Annotated in this window: 18 protein-coding genes and 3 pseudogenes; 16 read left to right on the forward strand and 5 right to left on the reverse strand. The window is 71.5% G+C overall.

Going from position 1 to position 18288, the window contains the following annotated elements; genetic code table 11:
- Window positions 1–131 precede the first annotated feature (131 nt).
- The 7 genes from NLX86_RS18405 to NLX86_RS18435 all read left to right on the forward strand — a co-directional run bounded on the left by NLX86_RS18405 (window position 132) and on the right by NLX86_RS18435 (window position 6355).
- Window positions 132–926: a putative protein N(5)-glutamine methyltransferase gene (locus NLX86_RS18405; RefSeq protein ID WP_254372803.1), complete on the forward strand. Its 795-nt coding sequence runs from the start codon at window positions 132–134 to the stop codon at window positions 924–926.
- 98 nt (window positions 927–1024) lie between these two features.
- Complete coding sequence (locus tag NLX86_RS18410) at window positions 1025–1336, forward strand: DUF1490 family protein (protein ID WP_254372804.1); 312 nt, start codon at window positions 1025–1027, stop codon at window positions 1334–1336.
- 3 nt (window positions 1337–1339) lie between these two features.
- The gene (locus NLX86_RS18415) at window positions 1340–3535 is read left to right on the forward strand and encodes a cation-translocating P-type ATPase (protein ID WP_254372805.1); all 2196 of its coding nucleotides are present in this window, start codon (window positions 1340–1342) and stop codon (window positions 3533–3535) included.
- Between the two features lie 151 nt (window positions 3536–3686).
- On the forward strand, window positions 3687–3962 hold the full coding sequence (locus tag NLX86_RS18420; protein WP_254372806.1) for an isoamylase early set domain-containing protein: 276 nt from the start codon (window positions 3687–3689) through the stop codon (window positions 3960–3962).
- 31 nt (window positions 3963–3993) lie between these two features.
- A complete protein-coding gene (locus NLX86_RS18425; protein ID WP_254372807.1) occupies window positions 3994–4515 on the forward strand; it encodes an EF-hand domain-containing protein in 522 nt (173 codons plus the stop codon).
- A gap of 14 nt (window positions 4516–4529) precedes the next feature.
- Complete coding sequence (locus NLX86_RS18430) at window positions 4530–5570, forward strand: permease (protein ID WP_374213909.1); 1041 nt, start codon at window positions 4530–4532, stop codon at window positions 5568–5570.
- Window positions 5567–6355, forward strand: coding sequence for a TIGR03943 family protein (locus NLX86_RS18435; RefSeq protein WP_254372808.1), 789 nt, complete (start codon window positions 5567–5569; stop codon window positions 6353–6355). Before NLX86_RS18430 ends, NLX86_RS18435 begins: the two co-directional genes overlap by 4 nt.
- On the opposite strand, the gene NLX86_RS18440 is transcribed toward NLX86_RS18435, so the two are convergent.
- On the reverse strand, window positions 6325–6987 hold the full coding sequence (locus NLX86_RS18440) for a DUF6629 family protein (protein WP_254372809.1): 663 nt from the start codon (window positions 6985–6987) through the stop codon (window positions 6325–6327). The genes NLX86_RS18435 and NLX86_RS18440 overlap by 31 nt on opposite strands.
- Before the next feature lie 125 nt (window positions 6988–7112).
- Between NLX86_RS18440 and NLX86_RS18445 the strand changes: the two genes are divergently transcribed.
- The 5 genes and pseudogenes from NLX86_RS18445 to NLX86_RS18465 form a co-directional block, all read left to right on the forward strand.
- A complete protein-coding gene (locus tag NLX86_RS18445) occupies window positions 7113–7643 on the forward strand; it encodes a hypothetical protein (protein ID WP_254372810.1) in 531 nt (176 codons plus the stop codon).
- Window positions 7644–7732: 89 nt separating this feature from the next.
- Window positions 7733–8707, forward strand: coding sequence for a Ku protein (locus NLX86_RS18450; RefSeq protein ID WP_254372811.1), 975 nt, complete (start codon window positions 7733–7735; stop codon window positions 8705–8707).
- Window positions 8708–8801: 94 nt separating this feature from the next.
- Window positions 8802–9372 (forward strand): annotated as a pseudogene (locus tag NLX86_RS18455) (hypothetical protein).
- A 20-nt stretch (window positions 9373–9392) separates the two neighbouring features.
- Window positions 9393–10010, forward strand: a complete 618-nt coding sequence (locus tag NLX86_RS18460; protein WP_254372812.1) for a hypothetical protein — start codon at window positions 9393–9395, stop codon at window positions 10008–10010.
- A 197-nt stretch (window positions 10011–10207) separates the two neighbouring features.
- Window positions 10208–10477 (forward strand): annotated as a pseudogene (locus tag NLX86_RS18465) (molybdopterin cofactor-binding domain-containing protein); the annotation flags it as partial.
- On the opposite strand, the gene NLX86_RS18470 reads toward NLX86_RS18465, so the two are convergent.
- The 3 genes from NLX86_RS18470 to NLX86_RS18480 form a co-directional block, all read right to left on the reverse strand.
- Window positions 10440–10982: an ATP-binding protein gene (locus NLX86_RS18470; protein ID WP_254372813.1), complete on the reverse strand. Its 543-nt coding sequence runs from the start codon at window positions 10980–10982 to the stop codon at window positions 10440–10442. The pseudogene NLX86_RS18465 and the gene NLX86_RS18470 sit on opposite strands and share 38 nt — an antisense overlap.
- A gap of 150 nt (window positions 10983–11132) precedes the next feature.
- Window positions 11133–11789 (reverse strand): endonuclease, encoded by a 657-nt coding sequence (locus tag NLX86_RS18475; protein WP_254372814.1) that lies wholly within the window; start codon window positions 11787–11789, stop codon window positions 11133–11135.
- Window positions 11790–11892: 103 nt separating this feature from the next.
- Window positions 11893–12984 (reverse strand): glutamate--cysteine ligase, encoded by a 1092-nt coding sequence (locus tag NLX86_RS18480; protein WP_254372815.1) that lies wholly within the window; start codon window positions 12982–12984, stop codon window positions 11893–11895.
- A gap of 147 nt (window positions 12985–13131) precedes the next feature.
- Between NLX86_RS18480 and NLX86_RS18485 the strand changes: the two genes are divergently transcribed.
- From NLX86_RS18485 to NLX86_RS34760, 4 genes and pseudogenes are all read left to right on the forward strand, one after another.
- Entirely contained in the window at window positions 13132–13587 is a 456-nt protein-coding gene (locus tag NLX86_RS18485; RefSeq protein WP_254372816.1) for an ATP-binding protein, read from the forward strand.
- Window positions 13588–13753: 166 nt separating this feature from the next.
- Complete coding sequence (locus tag NLX86_RS18490) at window positions 13754–15322, forward strand: hypothetical protein (RefSeq protein ID WP_254372817.1); 1569 nt, start codon at window positions 13754–13756, stop codon at window positions 15320–15322.
- A gap of 89 nt (window positions 15323–15411) precedes the next feature.
- Window positions 15412–16353, forward strand: coding sequence for a hypothetical protein (locus tag NLX86_RS18495; RefSeq protein WP_254372818.1), 942 nt, complete (start codon window positions 15412–15414; stop codon window positions 16351–16353).
- A gap of 454 nt (window positions 16354–16807) precedes the next feature.
- Window positions 16808–16951, forward strand: a pseudogene (locus tag NLX86_RS34760) (DUF6766 family protein); the annotation flags it as partial.
- Between the two features lie 13 nt (window positions 16952–16964).
- Here NLX86_RS34760 and NLX86_RS18505 read toward each other — a convergent pair.
- Window positions 16965–18203 (reverse strand): FUSC family protein, encoded by a 1239-nt coding sequence (locus NLX86_RS18505; RefSeq protein WP_254372819.1) that lies wholly within the window; start codon window positions 18201–18203, stop codon window positions 16965–16967.
- Window positions 18204–18288: the final 85 nt, after the last annotated feature.

Below are 18288 nucleotides of genomic sequence, written 5' to 3' on the forward strand. Positions count from 1 at the left end.
TCAGCACTGAACGACCGAGGAGGTGAGACCCATTACCGCTGTGTCAGGCTGGGTGCTCTCATCTCACGGCCGTGCGGTCCCCTCGACGTAGGTGACCGGGAGGGCGCCCTTCGGCATCCCGAAAGGTTCCCATGTCGCTTTCCCCGTCACCGCTCCCTCACTCCGTCATCGTCACCAGGCTTCGGGCCGCCGGCTGTGTCTTCGCCGAGGACGAGGCGCGGTTGCTCATCTCCACGGCACGCACACCGGCCGACCTCGCCACCATGGTGGACCGGCGAGTGGTCGGCCTGCCCCTCGAACACGTCGTCGGCTGGGCCGAGTTCTGCGGGCTGCGGATAGCCGTGGAGCCCGGCGTCTTCGTCCCCCGCCGCCGCACCGGGTTCCTCGTCCGCCAGGCCGCCGCCCTGGCCCGTCCCGACGCGGTCGTCGTCGACCTGTGCTGCGGCTCGGGAGCGGTGGGCGCCGCGCTGGTCGCGGCCCTGGGCCGGGCCGAGTTGCACGCCGTCGACATCGACCCCGCCGCGGTGCGGTGCGCCCGCCGCAACGTCGCCGCCACCGGCGCCCTGGTGTACGAGGGCGACCTCTACCGGCCGCTGCCCGCCACACTGCGGGGCCGCGTCGATGTCCTGGTCGCCAACGCGCCCTACGTACCCACCGGGGCGATCGGGCTGCTGCCGCCGGAGGCCCGCGTGCACGAGCCTCGGGTGGCGCTCGACGGCGGCGCGGACGGCCTTGACGTACAGCGGCGAGTGACCGCGGCGGCGCCACGGTGGCTGGCGCCGGGCGGTCACCTGTTGATCGAGACGAGCGAGCGCCAGGCGCCGGGGACCCTCGAACACGTCGCCCGCAGCGGACTGGCCCCCCGGGTGGCCGGTTCCGACGAGCTGGGCGCCACGGTCGTCATCGGAACCATGCCGGGGCGCTGACCTGCCGATACGGGCCGGAGGCGAAAGTGGGCGGCCGCGAGCGCACAATGGAGGAAGAGTTCCGCACGATCCGCCAGGAGCGGGCGGAAGGAGAGCTTATGCATCCGCTTGCACTTGTTGGTGCCGCGGCCGGCCGCCTCGTGCACTACGCCGTCTCGGGCGTCGTGGGCGGCCTGATCGTCCAGGGGGCCGCCAAGAAGCTGCCGGCGATGAAGCCGGCCGCCCGTAAGGCTCTCGTCGGCGGCGTGGCAGGCGGGATCGTAGCCGGGCGGTGGGTCGCTTCTGCGGCCGAGGAGGCCCGGCTCAAGGCGGGCGATGTGGTCGCCGAGGCCCGCGGCTCCCTGGGCGAAGAGGCGCCGCCGCCGTCCGTGGTCGATGTCGAGGGCCACGCGCACGATCACGAGCACTGACTCATGTCCGGTGTGGTGGTCCGTTCCGTCGCCGCGGGGCGGGTACGGCTGAGGGTGCCCTGGCTCCAGGCCCGGCCCGGCTGCGCCGGCCTGGTCGACGAACGGCTGATGGACGTCCCCGGCTTCCGTGCCCTGCGGATCTTCCCGCGCACCGGGAGCGTGATCATCTGGGTCGCGCCGGACCACCTGGACGCGGACCGGCTGGTTGCCGCGCTGGACGAGGCACCACCGCCCTCCCTCCCGGCCAGGCCCAGCCGGTCGACGCCCGACTCCTCCACCGGCGAGATCGCCCGGCTCGTCGTCGGTGGCGCGGTGCTCGCCGTTGTGGCGCTGCGGCGGCTGGTTCTGCGCCGTAAGCCGTGGGTCGCGGCCGGGCCGTCCGGCTTCCTGGGCGCCGCGACCGTCTTCAGTGGCCTGCCCTTCTTCCGCGGCGCCTTCCACACCCTCGTCGGCCGAAGGCGCCCGGGCACGGACACCCTGGTCACCGCTGCGACCGTCATCTCCCTGCTGCTGCGCGAGAACGTGGTGGCGCTGACCGTCCTGTGGCTGCTCAACATCGGCGAGTTCCTCCAGACGCTCACCCTGCGCCGGACCCGCCGTGCCATCGAGGAACTGCTCACCATCGGCGAGGAGCGGGCCTGGCTGGTGCGCGACGGCGTCGAGACCGAGGTCGCGCTCGACGAGGTCGAGCCCTCGGACGAGGTCGCCGTGTACGAGCACCACCGGATCCCCGTCGACGGTGTGGTGGTGGGCAGCGAGGGCCTCGTGGACCAGGCGGCGATCACCGGCGAAGCGCTCCCGGTGTACGTACGTGAGGGCTCCGAGGTCTTCGCCGGCACGATCGTCACCAACGGCTCGGTGATCATCCGCGCCACCTCGGTCGGACGGGACACCACCGTCGGCCGGATCATCAGCCGGGTCGAGGAGGCACAGGGCGACCGGGCTCCGATCCAGACCGTCGCGACCCGCTTCACCAGCCGGTTCGTCCCCATCTCCTTCGCCCTGGCTGCGGGCACCTACCTGCTCACCCGGGACGCGCGCCGGGCCATGACCATGCTGCTGATCGCCTGCCCGTGCGCCGCCGGACTCGCCACTCCGACCGCCATCAGCGCGGCCATCGGCAACGGCGCCCGCCGCGGCACCCTCATCAAGGGGGGCACCCACCTGGAAGGCGTCGGCCGGGTCACCGCGGTCGTGTTCGACAAGACCGGCACCCTCACCCTCGGCCGGCCCCTGGTCACCAGTGTGGTCACCTTCCACGGCGACTTCACCGCGGACCAGGTCCTCAGCCTGGCCGCGTCCGGTGAGCTGCACGCCCGCCATCCGCTGGCCGAGGCGATTGTCCGCCGTACGGAGGAACAGCACCTGCACATCCCCATCCACCAGGCCTGCGAGGTCGTGCTCGGCATGGGCATGCGCGCCGAACTGGACGGCACCCGCCTGCTGGTCGGCAGCCCGGCGCTGCTGCGCCGGCACGGCATGGAGCTGCCCGACCATGCCCAGCAGTGGACGCAGCACCTGCGCGACCAGGGCGAGACCGTCATCTGCCTGGCCCACGACGACGATCTGATCGGCATGCTCGGCCTGTCGGACGCGATCCGCGGCGGAGCCGACACGGTCGTGCGACAGCTGCGGAACCTCGGCGTCACGCGGATCATCCTGCTCACCGGCGACTCGCCGGAGACCGCGCAGACCGTCGCCGACACCCTCGGCATCAGCGAAGTCCACGCCCACGCCCTGCCGGAGGCGAAGCTCCAGCTGATCCGCGACCTGCGGGCAGAGGGCCATCTCGTCGCCATGGTCGGCGACGGCACCAATGACGCGCCCGCTCTCGCGCTGGCGGACGTCGGCATCGCGATGGGCGCCCACTCCTCGCACGTCGCACTGGAGACGGCCGACATCGCGCTGGCGGGCAACGACCTCCAGCAGGTCGCCGCCGTCGTCGAACTCAGCCGCCACACCCTGCGGGTCGTACGGCAGAACTACGGCCTGGCCATCGGTGTCAACCTCCTCGGCCTGCTCGCCAGCGCCGGCGGCTCCCTCAACCCGGTGTTCGCAGCTCTCCTGCACAACACGAGCAGCATCGCGGTCGTCGGCAACTCGGCGAGGCTCGTCAACCACACGCCGCGCCTGCCGAGCCCCGGCGCCACCGGCCCGGCCCTGTACGCGGCCCCGCTCGAAGACCGCCGGGTGCGCTGATCTCCTCGCTCACTCTCGCACTGCGGTGTACCTCGCCGGTGGGCCGAACGAGCGACGGACGGCGGCGTCGTCGCCCGGAACGCGGCTGCGGCGGCGGGGAGATGAGGATGCTGATCCGATCGTCCCCGACGACCCCACGAAAGGTTCCGCCATGCTGGAGCGCGCCCGGCGCCGGAAGCGCACTGAGATCACCTTCATCCTCCCCGCCGAACAGCCCTGCGGTCACGTCAGCGTCGTCGGCGACTTCAACGACTGGCAGCCCGGCACCCACCCGTTCGTCGTACGCGGTGACGGCACCCGCGCAGTGACGATCGCCCTCCCCAGCGAGCGGCGGTACGGGTTCCGCTATCTCGCCCACGGCGACTACTGGTTCGACGAGGAACAGGCCGACGGCCACGACGGCCGCAACAGCATCGTGCACACCTGACCGGCCTCATCAACGAAGGGACGCAACTCACATGGGCTTGAGGGAGTATCAGGAGAGGATCGCATCCCGGTTCGCCGCGTTCGACCGCGACCGCGACGGAGCGGTGAGCGTGCACGACTTCCGGGAGATGGCCGGCGTCATCCTCGCCGAATTCGGCGAATCGGAGCACACGGCAAGCGGCAGGGCCCTCGTCGACGGGGCGGAGCGCTTCTGGCAGGGGCTGGCCGATGCCGCGGATGTCGACCGGGACGGGCGCCTCACCGAGGAGGAGTTCGTCCGGGCCGCGACCGCCAGTCTGCTCGACAACCCGGAAGGCTTCGCCTACATCGTCCTGCCCTGGGTCGAGGCGTCCATCACCATCGCCGACACCGATGGTGACGGCGAGCTGACCCCGGCCGAGTGGCGGCGGATGCTCCGCGCCATGAACGCACACGGAGTGCCCGCCCATGCGACCGGCCCCACCCTGACCATCGCCGAGGTGATGGCCTCCGCCGTGGCCTACTACACGTCCGACCGGCCAATGCCCCAGGCTATCGTGAGGACCTCTCACTGACGACCGGAGCTGAAGTGAACAACCCGGAAGGACTGGTGGAAGCCCCAAGGGTTGACACCGCTCGGCCGCCGACGAGCGACGCCACCCGTCGCCCTGCCCCCGCGCGGCTTGTCGTCGCGGGCGCGTTCACGGTTCTCCTGCTCGGTACGCTCGGCTGGGTCACCGGAGCCGTGACCTGGCTATGGCACCCCGGTTTCCTGGCGTGGCAGACGATCTGTGTGGCGATCACCGTTCAGGCGCTGCCGTTCCTTCTGCTGGGCACGCTCATCTCGGGGGCCGTCAACGCGTTCGTACCGGCGCATGTGTTCAGCAAGGCCCTGCCGCGCAACCCCGCGCTCGCCGTGCCGGTGGCGAGCGCGGCGGGGATCGTACTGCCGGGCTGCGAGTGCGCCTCGGTCCCGGTCGCCGGGAGTCTGATCAGGCGTGGTGTCACACCCGCTGCCGCGTTCGCGTTCCTTCTCTCCGCGCCCGCCGTCAACCCGATCGTGCTCGCCTCCACCGCCGTGGCCTTCCCCGGCAGCCCGGAGATGGTCGCCGCCCGGCTCCTCGCGTCGCTCGCCACCTCCGCCGCCATGGGCTGGCTCTGGCTGAAGCTCGGGCGTGCGGAGTGGCTCCGGATGCCGGCGCGGCACACCGGCCACCAGGCCGGCCGTAGCCGGTGGGAGGAGTTCCGGCTGGGCTTTCAGCACGACTTCCTGCACGCGGGCGGGTTCCTGGTGGTCGGCGCCATGGCGGCGGCCACCTTCAATGTCACCGTGCCACGCTCGGTGCTGGACACCTTCTCCGGCTCGCCCTGGATGTCCGTGCTCTTCCTCGCCGTCCTCGCCGTCGTGCTTGCGATCTGCTCGGAGGCGGACGCGTTCGTCGCCGCATCGCTGACCGGCTTCTCACCCACGGCCCGGCTGGCGTTCATGGTGGTCGGGCCGATGGTCGACCTCAAGCTGATCGCCCTGCAGGCCGGCACCTTCGGCCGGTCGTTCGCCCTGCGCTTCTCGACGGCGACCGCCGTGGTGGCCGTCGCGTGCAGCGCCCTGGCCGGGTGGTGGCTGCTGTGAAACGCCACCTGCAGTCCGTGCTGCTACTGCTGACCGGGGCCGGAGTCCTGCGGGTCTCGCTGTTCAGCGACATCAGCCTGCGTTATGTGAAGGAAGGACTGCAGCCCTTCCTCATCGTCGCCGGTTCCGTCCTGGTCGGCCTGGGACTGGTCGCCGCGTGGCGCGACGGCGTCCCGTTCGCCCGCATGGACCACCTCGACGACGAGCAAGACGACCACGACGACCACGACGACCACCAGCGTGACGGCGGCTCGTCGCACCCGCACGGCCACGACCACACCCACGGCCCCCGCGTCGCCTGGCTGTTGCTCCCGCCGGCGCTCGCGCTGCTGTTCTTCGCGCCGCCGGCTCTGGGCTCGTACACCGCCGCACGTGACAGCCCCAAGATCGTCGAGAAGTACGCACGCTTCGAGCCGCTGCCCGCCCAGGGCCCGGTCCCGCTGTCGCTGTCGGAGTTCACCGCCCGGGCCCAGCAGGACGAGGAGCAGAGCCTCAAGGGCCGCACCGTGATCACGGAGGGGTTCGTCACCCCCGGCAAGAACGGCACCTGGAATCTGACCCGGCTGCTGGTGTCCTGCTGCGCCGCCGACTCGCAGTCCCTGACGATCAGGATGTACGGAGTCCGGGCGCCGGACGCCGACACCTGGGTACGGGTGACTGGCACTTGGCACCCGGGCGGCACCCTGGGCACCGCCTCCGCGGCCGTCGCCCTCGACGTGACTGCCCTTCAGCGGATCCCGCAGCCGGCGATCCCCTACCGGGACGCGGTTCCGGCCGCCGGCTGAACCGGCCCCGGCGGCCCGCCGCCGGCCGGGCGGCGGTGTACCCAGGCGAGCATGACGACGGAGGCCACCGCGGCGAAGGCGCACCAGGTGGAGACGAACTCCAGCCGCCACAGCAGCGCGCAGATCACCGCGCCGGCCCCGACCAGGGCGCCGAGCAGCCGTAGCAGCGGATCTCCGCCGAGCAGCAGTGAGCCGACGGTGGCGAGCAGATAGCCGGCAATCAGCAGCGGCGAGGCGGGCAGGTCGAGGACATAGCCGAGCGTGTGTCCGCGCACCTCGGCCGTCACGGGCCGGGTGGCGAGGCTGTACGAGAGGGCTGCGGCGGTGGCGAGGCCCGCGGCCGAGGTGCCCGCCGGCCGGAGCCGGGCGCGCGGCGGTGCGGCGAGCAGCACGCCGAGCGGCACCCACAGCGCCAGCACGGGCAGGGCGATGACGGCCCAGGCCACGGTGGCCGGACCCGTACCGCCGCCGGAACGCCAGACGGACGACTCGATGATCTGGTGGGCGCCCAGAAGCAGCGGCAGCGCGGCGAGCGGCAGATCACGGGCCCGGCGCACTCGGGCTACGCAGGCCAGACCGATCGCGGAGATGCCCGCGCCCGCCACGAGGTCGGCCGTAGCGCTCCAGCACATGAGGTCACCCGGAGTTCTCCGAGAATAGTGGCGAATCGATGCATACCGCGTGCAACCGTATGTGGTCCGCAGATGTCTCCCCTGGTGACACCAGTGTCCCCGTACCAGGAGAAATGGGGGACGTCATGCTTCATCGTCAGCGCCTCGCGGCCGTCGCCGCCGGCATCCTCCTCACCGCCGGGGTGGGCGCCACGCTTCCCGCCTCCGCTTCAACACAGTCCCGGGCGCCGCAGCAGGCCCCCGCAACCGCTCTCGTGGTCAACGCCCGATGGGGCGGCCACTCCACCTTCGACCGGCTCGTCATCGATGTCCGGGGCACGATGCCCCCGGTCAGCGTGAAGCCTGTCAAGGAACTGCGCTACGACGGGTCCGGGAAGAAGGTCCCGCTCGCCGGGAAGTACTTCCTGGAGATCAAGCTCTCCCCCGCCGCGGCACACAACGAAGCCGGCAAGTCGGTCTACAAGGGACCCCGGCTGCTGAAGATCTATCTGCCCAAGCTCAAGGGCATCGCCCTGACCGGCGACTTCGAAGGAGTGGTCACGTTCGGGGCGGCATTCCACACCAAGCCTGTCTACAAGTCCTACAAGCTCCACTCACCGGAACGCCTCGTCCTCGACATCAAGCACACCCCTCCGGCCGGCTGCTCCGCACGCTGACCACCGCTCGAGGTACACCGGTCCCCCTGTCGCGTCCGGGCCACAGCCTGCTTACGCTGGTGCCCTGCCAGGGGGGCTGGAGGTCTGTGATGCCACGCCCCGTGTGGAAGGGGGCCATCAGCTTCGGGCTGGTGACCATCCCCATCTCCGTACAGCCGGCCACCGAGAACAAGTCGATCGCGTTCCGGCAGTACCACCTGGAGGACATGGGCCGGATCCGTACCCGGAAGGTGTGCGAGACCGAGGGCAAGGCCGTCCCGAACGAGGAGATCGGCCGCGGGTACGAGCTGTCGACCGGCGACACGATCCAGATCACGGACGAAGAGCTGGACTCCATGCCGCTGCCGACGGCGAAGGCCATCGAGATCGTCGGGTTCGTACCGGCCGAGTCGATCGACCCGGTCCGCATCGGGGAGAGCTACTACCTCGCCGCCGACGGGGCTGTGGCGGCCAAGCCGTACACGCTGCTGCGTAAGGCGCTGGAGCGGTCCAGCAAGGTCGCGGTCGCCAAGTTCGCCTGGCACAACCGTGAGCGTCTCGGGCTGTTGCGGATCAAGGAGAAGGCGCTGGTCCTGCACGCCATGCACTGGCCGGACGAGATCCGCGATCCGTCCGCCATCGCCACCCCCGAACCGATGGACGTCCCGGACGAGGAACTGGACGCCGCCGAAGATCTGATGGACGCGTACGGCAAGGTCAGGATGGACGACCTGCACGACGAGTACCGGGCCGCCCTGGAGAGGGTCATCGAAGCCAAGGCCGCCGGGAAGCAGCCTCCGCAGCCCGAGACCGCGGCCGAACCCGCCGGGCAGGTCGTCGACCTCATGGCCGCCCTGCAGCAGTCCGTACGGTCGGCGCGCGAGTCGCGGGGTGAGGACGCCACCGTGCACGACATGCCGGCCCGGAAGCGGGCCACGAAGAAGGCAACGTCCAAGACGACGGCCAAGGCGACCGGCAAGACGACGGCCAGGAAGGCTCCCGCACAACAGGTCGAGGCGAAGAAGACCGCCGCCCGGAAGACCGCGGCGAAGAAGACGGCCACCCGGAAGCCGAAGACCGCGTAAGGCCCTCGCCCTCCACGACCGCTGGTCGTTATGTGCTGGCTTGCTGGTGAACGCCCTGGGCAGGGGCTGGTTACGGGGACACGCGCGACGCCCCGTGGAGGATTCGACGTCTACCAGCACACTCATCGCCATCATCGTCCGTCGCGGTTGTGTTGATCATCATCGCCGTGGCGCTCTCGATGCAGTCGCGCCGACGGCGGCTGCAGGACCACTTCGGACCTGAGTACGACCGCACGCTCGAGGACGAGGGCAGCCGGCGGGCCGCCGAGCGCGAGCCGCGCGCCCACGAGGAACGCCACGACAAGCTGGAGATCAGGGAACTGCCGAGCGACGTCCGCCACCGGTACGCCGACGAATGGAGCGGCGTCCAGGAACGCTTCGTGGACCGGCCCGGTGCGGCGGTCGCCGACGCGGACCAGCTGGTGACCCGGCTCATGCGGGAGCGCGGCTACCCGACCGACGGATACCAGCAGCAGCTGCAGGATCTCTCGGTGGAGCACGGGCGCACGCTGGAGCACTACCGCGCCGCCCACGACGTCAATGTGCGCAGCAGCGACGGCCAGGCGACCACCGAAGAACTGTGCGGGGCGATGGTGCACTACCGCGCCCTGTTCGAGGAACTTCTCAGTAACCAAGGCGGCGGGTCACGGGCCGACGGCTCATGACCCGGACGAGGTGAGACGACATGCGACGAGATGACATGCGAGAGCCGGGCGACACCGGCGGACTGCCCGGCGACGGAGGTCTGACCACGGAGAACCTCGCCCATCCGCAGGAGGGCGTGGAGGAAGACCGCGACATACGCGACGAGGACGCGGCACTCCCGGGCGAACCCGAACCGGCTACCGCCGAGGGCGAGTCGGCCGTCTATCCGGGAGAGGCCACGGCCGACTTGGGGGAGCGGGACGAGCAGGCGGGCGCTCTCGACACCGCCGGACAGGAGCGGGCAGCCGAAGCGCAGGCCGACGAGCAGGCCGACCAGCAGGCCGACCAGCAGGAGGCGGCCGCGGCGCAGGCCGAACAGGGAGACCAGGACGAGTCACTCCTGAGTGCCGAGGACGCGACCGGCTACCGGAACGCCTGGGGTGAGATCCAGGGCCGGTTCGTCGACGACCCACGGGACGCGGTGCGCTCGGCCGATGCGCTGGTCGCCGAAGTGATGCAGACGCTCGCCCAGTCGTTCTCGTCCCACAAGCAGGGGCTCGAGGGTCAGTGGGACCGCGGCGAGGAAGTCCCGACGGAAGATCTGCGCCTGGCTCTCCAGCGCTACCGGTCGTTCTTCAACCGGCTGCTCAGCACGTGACAGTGGTCAGTGGAGCCAACCGCAGAGCGGGAGGGCGGAGCCGGGCCGCTTCAGAGCGCCCATCGCTCCGCCCTCAGGCTGTACGGCAAGATGGTGACCGTCCGCCGGGAAGGCCGTGACAAGGTCACCGGCGCCGCCCACCACGCGGCCGAGCACACCCCGCCCGGCTGCGCGTACGCCTGGCCGGTGCCCGCGGCCGGCACGCGTTCGGAGCGCACTTCGCCGAGGTCGAGGTCGACACCGTTTCGGGAGAGGCCCGGTGCGCCGGCTTCTCGGCGTCTACGCGGCAGGCCGCATCCTCAATCCCCGTACCGCACGCTCCCAGTTCATCGGCGGGTGACCCCGGCGATTTCGGAATCGTCGGCACGGCCGCCGCCGTGGCCAACGCGGTCCACCATGCCACCGGCGTCCGGTTCCGGGATCTTCCCCTCACGCCCGACAAGGTGTTGGCGCACCTTGGGCCGTGAGAACAGGGAAGCCGGCCGCGACCGGGACGGCCGGCTCACGCTCCCGGGCGGTCTCCGCCGACGGCGCGAACGCCGGTACCTGCGGGATCGGGGCCACCGGGACCGACGGCACGCGCTGCGCCGTCTTGACCCTTCGGCTGAACCAGATCACTTTGCCCGTCGCGGTGCCGCACGTGCCCCAGCTGTCGCTGAGCGCCGCCACCCTGGCCAGGCCGCCCCTGGAGGGCGAAGAGCTGAGCAGTCGGGGCAGACGACGGCCCTTGTCGGCGACGGACGCGATCAGATGTCGCCCGGTGAAGCGCAACTCGACGACACAGGTCTTGTCTTCGGTGACGTGCTGGGCGACATTGCCGACAAGCTCAGCAACGGCGCCGCACACGGGTCTGATGTGGGCTTCGAGGTCCCAGTACCGAAGATGCGCCGCGATGATGCGCCGAATCTGGGGAACTCGCTCTGGCGTTGCCTGCACTTCCACCGTGTAGCGGCAGGCGACCGGAACAGTCATGGCCGTGCTCCTCACCGCGCCAGCTCCATCCCTTCAACGTCCGAGCCCGGAGTGCGAAGAGTGAGCAGTGGTCGCTTCTGGGTTACCAACAGAGTGACCTCAGACGGGCGTATCCGCAACACCAGCGGCGGACGCGGCAGCGGTGATCCTCTACTCTGCCTCCGCGTCGGCTGTCCGGACGACCTCGTCGGCGACCTTCTTGTCCAGGGCCGCCCGGACGAGGGCCGCCGCGAAGACGGCGGTCCCGGAGTCTCCCGCGAGCCGCGCGAGCGCGTCGGGCGCGGCCGGCAGGCCCAGGCGCCGGGCGCCCTGGAGGGCCTTCTCGTCCAGATAGGGCGCCGCCTCGGGCCAGAGGTCCTGCGCCTCGCGCAGAAAGATGTCCGCGCCCGTGGGTCCGATCCCGGGAACCCTCCGCAGGAGCCGGCGCAGGGCCTGGACGTCACCGTCCGCCTCGGCCCGCAGCCGCCGCAGGTCTCCGCGCCACTCCCGCGTCACCAGCTCGGCCCCGTCTCCGAGTTGGGTCGCGGTGCGCTCGTCGTAGCGTCGGTAGCCGCCGCGGCCCAGAGCGTCGACCCGCTCCTGCCATGTCGCCGCCGCCATGCGCCGCGGGTCGCGCATCCCGGCGTCAATGAGCGTGCGGGCGGCGTCGATCGCCGTACCGCTGCGGATTCGGGCGCTCAACAGGAGGGAGAGTACGAGGAGTTGGTACAGCGGCTGCGGAGTGTCGCGCAGCCGGATGTCCGCTTCCTGCGTGAAGGTGCGGCCGTACGAGTCCAGCAGCGCTTTCACCACATCACGCTGTCTCATGGCGCCACCTCCAGCCCCTCCCGCACCTCTCGGGTGACCGGTTCATACTGCGCCAAACGCGTCGAACACGTTCAGTTACGGATTTCGATGCGGGCGCAGAGCGTCAGGAGCAGGTCCGGCGCGCGCACTCGGCGACCACCGCGCGCAGACTGCCGGTCCGGCGCAGCAGATCGCGCTGTACGCGTGCGCCGTTGCCGTCCTTGAGTAGTCCGGCGAGCCCCTCCTGGGCGGGGATCAGGTCTCCGCAGTCGTCCAGTGCGTCCCGTACATGGTCGAACAGGGCCCGCACGACCGCTTCGGCCGGCGCGGGGCCCATGGTGCCGGGATGGATCAGCTGTTCGTCCAGTCCCGACCGGCCGGCCCGCCATGCGGCGAGGCGCAGCAGGCCGACTCCGTGGCGGGCGGGCGGCTCGCCGGCCCGCCACTCCCGCGCGGCCGTCTCCACCAGTGCGCGCACCAGCGTGGCCAGGAGAACCGTGGTGGAGGCGTCCAGGCACACATCCGCGACCCGGATCTCGACGGTGGGGTAGTGGTGCGAGAGGCGTGCGTCGAAGTAGATCATGCCCTCGTCGCGCAGCGTCCCGGTTCCCACCATGGCCCGGACCTGCTCGTGGTACCGGTCGGCGGAACCGAAGGTCTCCACCGGGCCGGACGACGGCCAGCGGCCCCAGACACGGCTGCGGTAACTGCTGTAGCCGCTGTCCTCGCCCTGCCAGAAGAGGGAGTTCGCGCTCATCGCGAGCAGGACGGACAGCCAGGGACGGATCCGGTCGAGGACCGCCACCCCCTCCTCGTCGGACTCGACCGACACATGGACATGGCATCCGCAGGTGATCTGCTCCTGAGCGGTCAGTCCGAACTGCTCTTCCAGCCACCGGTAGCGCTCGCCGGAACTGATGGCCGGCCCGGCCGGGAGCGGTGACGTCGCCAGGGCGGCCACCGCGGCGCCCAGCTCCCCCGCGTGACCGGCGGCCTCCGCCCGCCAGCGGGCGATCTCCGCGGCCAGCTCGCCCATCCCCGTCTGCGGGTGCGTGGCAAACTCCAGCTGCTGCCGGTGCAGCTCCTTCTGGAAGGCATGGTCCTGGCCGCCACTGCCCTGGGAGGCGGCGGCCAGGACGGCAGTCGACAGCGCCCGCGGTTCGCCCGTCTCCGCATCCACCAGGAGGAGCTCCTCCTCCACTCCGACGCTGCGCACAGATACTGCCTCTCCGCGGATCCGGCTCGGCCGCGTGATGGCGTCCATCGTCGCGGTGTCACTCGTTTGCCCGCTGCGGAGGACTTGAAGCAGCAGCCCCAATCCGCGGGCGGCGCGGCGACGAACCACTCGTAGGAGGTGAAGGTGATGACCGCAACGCTCGCCGTTCACCACAGGCCGGGTCCGCAGTCCTCCGCGTCATGCTTTCTTCCCGGCGGCGACGACGCTCCCGTCGTCGCCCGCCGGGTCGTTTCCGAGCAGCTGACCTCATGGCGGCTGCTCCACCTCGTCGACGACCTGCTGCTGATCGCCAGTGAACTGGTCACCAATGCCGTACGGCACGGGGCCGCGCCCGTCACCCTCGCGCTCAGCCTGCACCTGCTGACCGCGCACCGGACGGCCGGGTTCGTACGCCTCGAGGTGTCCGACACCGGCACGGGCTTCAACGCCGCGGCGGTCACCGCCTCATGGCAGCGGGCGGGAGCCTCTTTCGGCGAGCACGGCAGGGGCCTGGTGCTGGTCGACGCGCTGGCCGACGACTGGGGGGCGCATACCGCCGACGCCGGCCATCTCGTGTGGGCCGACCGGTCCATCGCCGAGTAAGCCCCGCCCGGCCAGGTCCAGCGGCCTGTGCGGCTTCGTCGGGCGGCGGCCCTCCGGCCGGGAGCCGTTCGCCCGAGTGGCAGGGTCCGGTGGCCGGGCCGGCCGGGCGGGTGCAGCGTGGTGCGCAGAGCCGCCCGCCGTCCCCGACCGTTCGCGAGGTCCGGCCATGACGCAGACCTCAGCCGTGGCACCGAGCCCGCGCGAAGAGGAAGCCCGCCCGGGCCGGAACCGGGCGGCCGTGCGCGATCTCGCGTGGCCGGCCGGCGTCGCCGTCGCGTACACGCTCCTGCAACTGGCGCTCGTCCTGCCCGGCTCGGGCCTCGGCTGGGACGAGACCGTGTACGTCAGCCAGGTCAGCCCGGACGCCCCCGCAGCGTTCTTCAGCGCGCCGCGTGCCCGCGGAATCACCTATCTCGTCGCGCCCGTGACCGCCCTGACCTCGTCCGTCGCCGCGCTCCGCGTCTATCTGGCCGTCCTGTCGGGCGCCGGTCTCCTGCTGTCGCTGGGGGTGTGGCGGGGCCTGCTTCCCGGCCGGGTGATCGCTCTCGCCGGTGCCCTGTTCGCCGGGCTGTGGTTCAGCGTGTTCTACGGTCCGGCGGCGATGCCCAACCTGTGGGTCGCCTACGGGGCACTGATCGCGGTCGGCTGCTTCCTCAGGGCCGCCCGGGACCCGTCCGACCGCGTGGCACTCGTCGGTCTCGGCGCCGGTGTGGCACTCGCCGCGCTGATGCGGCCCACCGACGCGTTCTGGCTGGTCGCGCCGCTCGCCGTCGCCACGCTGTGGGTCAGGGCGTGGCGGCGCCCGGCCCTGCTCCTCACGCTCGCCGCGGGTGCTGCCCTCGGCAGTGCGGAGTGGGTCGTCGAGGCGTACCTCCGCTACGACGGCCTCTTCGCCCGGCTACGGCGGGCCAGCGAGATCCAGGGGCACCTGGGCTGGAACCTGGCCTTCGACGACCAGCTGCGCGGTCTCGAGGGACGTACGCTGTGCCGCCCCTGCGACGTGCCCTGGCGGCAGCCGCTCACCGCGGTGTGGTGGTTCGTGCTGCCGCTGCTCGTCGCGGTCGGGGTCCTGGTCGCCGCCCGTGCCCGCCGCACGGCTGTGCTGCTGGTGCCGGCCCTGGCGGGCCTGTCACTGGCCGTACCGTATCTGCTGCTGATCGGCTACGCCGCGCCGCGCTTCCTGATGCCCGCCTACGCGCTGCTCGCGTTGCCGGCCGCCGTGTGCCTGACCTGGCTGGCCGGCACCGCGAAGCCGCGCCCGCTCGTGGTCGGCGTGCTCGCGGCTGCGATGGCCGCTCATCTGACGGTCCAGTACCTGGTGCTGGAAACCGTGACCGCCCGCGTCCGCGTCGCTCGGGTCGCCTTCGGGGCGGTGGCCGCCGAGCTGAACCGCCAGGGAGTCCGTCCACCCTGCATCGTGAGCGGGGAGCAGGCCATCCTGGTCGCCTTCCGTGCCGGGTGCGCCTCGCGACAGACCGGCGGCCACGACGGCAGTATCACGCCTGCGGAAATGACCTCCGCCGCCCGTGGCCGGCCGGTGGCCTTCCTGGTGGCCGGAAGCGCGGCACCGCCGGACTTCGCCCGCGGCTGGCGGATCCACCCAATGCCCGGTCTGCCCGGCCGGCCCGCCCTCCGGGCGTATCTGTCCCCCGCCGCGCCGGCTGCCCACGCGACGCCGGCCCCGGTTGCCTCGTCTGCCGCAGCCGGATGGCGCAATGATCCGAACAGCCGTTGAATGTGACAAAACGTGCGTCATTCATGGCCCACGGTGACCAGCACGGTGTGTGTCCACGCCCGTGAAGTTCGGCGAATGGAGCCGTGCCAATGACTTCCCAACCGGCGCAGTCCACCTGCGAGAAGCGCTTCCCCACGACCGGCCCCAAGGGTGCCGCCGCGGCAGCCCGCGAGCCGATACGTACGCTCCTGTGGACGGCGGCCACCCACCGCCCGATAGAGGAGGTCGCCGCGCTGGTGACCCTGCTGCGGCAGACCGGCGAGATCCCCAGCCCGGGCGACGAAGCGCTGCGCGCGGCCGCCGTGGCTCGCCCTGTGGACGAGGTCATGCAGCTGGTCGCCCTGCTCAACACCTCCCCGCACGAAGGCGACGACGCCGTCACGGCGTTGCGCGCCGCGGCCGTCGGCCGGCCGATCGAGGAGGTCGCCCAGCTCGTCGCCGTCCTGGGCGCCGACCAGAACCACTCCCCCGCCCCGGTCGGCGCAGCTGCCGGGCAGCGGGAGTCATCGAACGGCGCCGTCGGCGCCGGCAGCCGGACCGGTGCCCCGCCCCGACCCAGCCACAGGCCCGGCATCCCGCCGCGCCCGGTCCACGCGCACAGCGCCGTGGCTCTTCGCCACGGCGCTCCGCCCCTGCGTTCCGTACTGCGCCGGCCCGCGGCGGCGGCGCTGTTCTCCTGCGGGGTGATCCACCTGCCGGTGGACCTCAGCCACCTGCGCGCGGGCGGCTACGCCGATGCGCTGTCGCTGGCCATCACTGTCTGCTGTCTGGTGCTCGGCGTGTGGCTGGCCATCCAGGACACCACGGGAGTGTGGGCGGCGACCGCGGCGACGGCCGTCGGGATCGTCGTCGTGCAGGGACTGTCCGGCATCGGCGCCGTCAGTCTGCCGCAGAGCAGTCTCGGCGAGACGTTCGCCTGGGCGAGCGTGGTGGCGGTGTTGCTCGCCGCGGCGAGCGCGCTCCTCGCCGTTTCGGCTCTGATGGCCCGTCAGAAGGCTGTGAGTACGGGGCCCGGCGACCTGTCCGGTTGAAGCCGGGTCCTGCGGGAAGCGTGAGGCAGCCGACGTTGGACGCGATCCTGGGCCTGCCCTCTCACTGAGCCCGGTGCCCGGCATTGAGGGCGGGAAGGCGGCCGCCGCGATGCGTGCTCCCGTAGTGAGACTGCTCGCCTGCCTGTCAGGCCTCGCGCTCGCGGGCTGCTCCTCCGTCAGCGCACGGGAGGATGCCGCGTCGACGGCGGCCACGCGCTTCGAGCAGAGCCTTCAGCAGTCCGACGCGTTGCTCGGGTGTGCGTCTCTGGCCCCCGGGACCCGTGAGGAACTGGAGGGTTCGGCCGGGACCACCTGCGCGCAGGCTCTGCCGGAACTGCGGCTGCCGCCCGCGGGAGAGGTACGGCGGGTCGACGTCGACGGCGGCCGGGCCCGCGTCGTCCTCGACGCCGACACCCTGTCCTCGCCTCGTTCCCGGAAGGATGGAAGGTCGGTCTGGAACCGTACGCTGCAGAACTGGCAGTCCGAACTGCTGGCCGTCGCGTCGACGGCGATTCTCGCCGTCTGTCTGCGCCGGCGCGGTTCACCGGAGTCCAAGCCCGTCGGCGCTGCCCACAGCTCCACGGGCGTCGAGGGCTGACCCGTCAGACGCGTCAGTCTTCGGGCTCGTCCCCGCGGATCACACTGTTCCGCACCCGCCGCTTGAGCCGTTCCAACCACGGATACCGAGCCTGCTGCTCGCGCGAGTGCCGGTCGAGCTCCTCGACCAGCCGCTCGGAGCGCTTCTCGACATCCAGCTCGTCCAGGACCCGGTCGGCCTCGGCCAGCAGCGCCCCGTGGAGCTGCCATTGGCCAGGGTCCTGGCGGAGCCGGTCGAGCAGGAGGTGGGCCACGCGGTCGCGGCTCTCGCGTCCGGCAGCCAGCTCCGCGGTGAGACGCGCCTCCGCGTGCTCGGCGTTCGCGCTGACCTGGGTGGTGATCAGTACGGCGAAGCTCTCGATCGCGCCGGCCAGATGGCCGAACAGCTCTTGCAGAGCGGAGGTGATCTCCGGTGGGAAGAGCGGCTCGTCCGTGCGTGTCTTGGCGAGGTCGGTCAGCGTCCGGCACGACACACGCAGGACCACCGCGCAGATCTCCAGCGCGTCCAGGCCGGTACGCAGGACGAGGCGGGAGAGCAGCCCCTCCTTGACCCGGGGGTTGAACCGCAGGCTGTCCTCCGCCTGCCGGAGCGCCGCGTCGACCTGGACGATGTCGTGGTCGAGGCGCCGGGCCTCATGCAGCCGGGCCGCGGCCTGTTCCACCGGTGTGTGCTCGGCGAGTTCGTCCCCGATGTGCCCCAGCAGCTTGCGCATCCGGCCGGCCAGATCGACGATCGCTTCGCTCGCGGAGCTCACCCACACGGGGGGTACAAGGAGGACGTTGAACGCCAGTCCCACCACGGCGCCGATGAGTGTTTCGAGCACCCGGTCCCAGGCTGTCGATGTCACTTGCGCCACGCCGAGGACGAGCATGGCGCTGATCGCGACTTCGGGCACGAACTCGCCGACCCGGACGAACCGGCCGATGACCAGCGACGCCAGGATCACCAGCCCCAGGCTCCACCACGTCAGTCCGACCAGCGCGCTGAACCCGATGGCGATCACCACACCCGCCACCACGGAGTTCACTCTGCGGATACCGGTGGTCAGGGTCGAGTACAGGGTGACCTGGACGACAAGCAGAGCGGTCAGCGGAGCAGTCAGCGGTGGGGCCTCACTGCTGACAAGCTGGAGGGCGACGACGTACGAGATGACGGCAGCCGCGGTGGAACGCACGGTCTGGACGACGGCGGGTTCCCGGTGCCGGCGCACGAGGTCGCGCAGAGGATCTTTCGGTGCGAGCGGTACGGGCACACCAGTCCTTTCCCGGGGATGAACCCACCGCCTGCGGGTACCCCGGTGGGTGGAACGGGGGCGGATGACCCGGGAGGCGACGTCG

It is taken from the genome of Streptomyces sp. A3M-1-3 (genome assembly GCF_024213665.1).
Classification (GTDB): domain Bacteria; phylum Actinomycetota; class Actinomycetes; order Streptomycetales; family Streptomycetaceae; genus Streptomyces.

What these genes read in the sequence shown, in the direction of transcription:
- NLX86_RS18405 (WP_254372803.1), top strand. Translation starts at nt 132, where the DNA reads ATGTCGCTTTCCCCGTCACCGCTCCCTCACTCCGTCATCGTCACCAGG.
- NLX86_RS18410 (WP_254372804.1), top strand. Translation starts at nt 1,025, where the DNA reads ATGCATCCGCTTGCACTTGTTGGTGCCGCGGCCGGCCGCCTCGTGCAC.
- NLX86_RS18415 (WP_254372805.1), top strand. Translation starts at nt 1,340, where the DNA reads ATGTCCGGTGTGGTGGTCCGTTCCGTCGCCGCGGGGCGGGTACGGCTG.
- NLX86_RS18420 (WP_254372806.1), top strand. Translation starts at nt 3,687, where the DNA reads ATGCTGGAGCGCGCCCGGCGCCGGAAGCGCACTGAGATCACCTTCATC.
- NLX86_RS18425 (WP_254372807.1), top strand. Translation starts at nt 3,994, where the DNA reads ATGGGCTTGAGGGAGTATCAGGAGAGGATCGCATCCCGGTTCGCCGCG.
- NLX86_RS18440 (WP_254372809.1), bottom strand. Translation starts at nt 6,987, where the DNA reads ATGTGCTGGAGCGCTACGGCCGACCTCGTGGCGGGCGCGGGCATCTCC.
- NLX86_RS18445 (WP_254372810.1), top strand. Translation starts at nt 7,113, where the DNA reads ATGCTTCATCGTCAGCGCCTCGCGGCCGTCGCCGCCGGCATCCTCCTC.
- NLX86_RS18450 (WP_254372811.1), top strand. Translation starts at nt 7,733, where the DNA reads ATGCCACGCCCCGTGTGGAAGGGGGCCATCAGCTTCGGGCTGGTGACC.
- NLX86_RS18460 (WP_254372812.1), top strand. Translation starts at nt 9,393, where the DNA reads ATGCGACGAGATGACATGCGAGAGCCGGGCGACACCGGCGGACTGCCC.
- NLX86_RS18470 (WP_254372813.1), bottom strand. Translation starts at nt 10,982, where the DNA reads ATGACTGTTCCGGTCGCCTGCCGCTACACGGTGGAAGTGCAGGCAACG.
- NLX86_RS18475 (WP_254372814.1), bottom strand. Translation starts at nt 11,789, where the DNA reads ATGAGACAGCGTGATGTGGTGAAAGCGCTGCTGGACTCGTACGGCCGC.
- NLX86_RS18485 (WP_254372816.1), top strand. Translation starts at nt 13,132, where the DNA reads ATGACCGCAACGCTCGCCGTTCACCACAGGCCGGGTCCGCAGTCCTCC.
- NLX86_RS18490 (WP_254372817.1), top strand. Translation starts at nt 13,754, where the DNA reads ATGACGCAGACCTCAGCCGTGGCACCGAGCCCGCGCGAAGAGGAAGCC.
- NLX86_RS18495 (WP_254372818.1), top strand. Translation starts at nt 15,412, where the DNA reads ATGACTTCCCAACCGGCGCAGTCCACCTGCGAGAAGCGCTTCCCCACG.